This window comes from Luteibaculum oceani, from assembly GCF_007995015.1.
GTDB lineage: Bacteria > Bacteroidota > Bacteroidia > Flavobacteriales_D > Luteibaculaceae > Luteibaculum > Luteibaculum oceani.
The window spans coordinates 1-754 of sequence record NZ_VORB01000028.1 but is presented as its reverse complement, the minus strand read 5'-3'; the positions used below and the strand labels follow the sequence as shown (position 1 = coordinate 754).

General features: G+C 33.0%; 2 protein-coding genes. Both read right to left on the bottom strand.

Annotation, left to right across the window (positions count from 1 at the left end; genetic code table 11):
* Positions 1-42: 42 nt before the first annotated feature.
* Positions 43-333: a helix-turn-helix domain-containing protein gene (locus FRX97_RS12160; protein ID WP_147015492.1), complete on the bottom strand. Its 291-nt coding sequence runs from the start codon at positions 331-333 to the stop codon at positions 43-45.
* The gene (locus tag FRX97_RS12155; protein WP_147015491.1) at positions 330-674 is read right to left on the bottom strand and encodes a type II toxin-antitoxin system RelE/ParE family toxin; all 345 of its coding nucleotides are present in this window, start codon (positions 672-674) and stop codon (positions 330-332) included. Before FRX97_RS12155 ends, FRX97_RS12160 begins: the two co-directional genes overlap by 4 nt.
* Between the last annotated feature and the right edge of the window lie 80 nt (positions 675-754).

Genomic DNA, 754 nt, shown 5'->3' with positions numbered 1-754 from the left:
CTTGTTTTTTAGCTTAGTTCTATGTTGCCTGCCGTATTTGTTTTAACCGATGGTAATATTTAGATGCTTACCTAATCCGATTTCAATTAGTTTATGATAGGTGGAAATTTGAATATCACTTAATCCTCTTTCTATTCGAGAAATGTAACTTTTCTTTGTTCCAGTTTTTTCAGCAAGCTGTTCTTGGGTAAGGTTGGCCTCTTTTCTCGCTTCCTTAAGCATTACTCCTAATCTAAATGCCAATGAGTCTGCATCAAATTTATCTCGTTTTACAGAGCCTTTTTCGCCGTATTTCGACTTTAAAAGATCTTCGAAGGTTGTTACATTTTTCATTTTGATCCGTATTTCTCTTTTAAGTAATCTTTCTTGATTTTCTCAGCTTTTTTGATTTCCGATTTTGGTGTTTTCTGCGACTTTTTTACAAAACTGTTAATCAGAACGACCAAATCACCGTTGTCTAAAAAGCAAAGTATTCTTATGCTCTTAAATGTGGTAATAACCCTTACTTCATAAATACCATCCGTGTTTTCAAGTTGCTTAAAGAACTTTATTGGCACTCTTTTCTCTGTTCTTATTAAATCCAGGACATATTCAATTTTCCGTTGAATCTTCTCATCCTGTTTTTGATAGAAATCGAGGAAGTATTTCTTGTAGGTAATTATTTCTTTAACCACAGTTCAAAGTTAACTCATTAGTTTACTTAATCAAAATGGTTTGTCGAAGAGTAACTGTGTTTTTATTATGGCAGGCAACG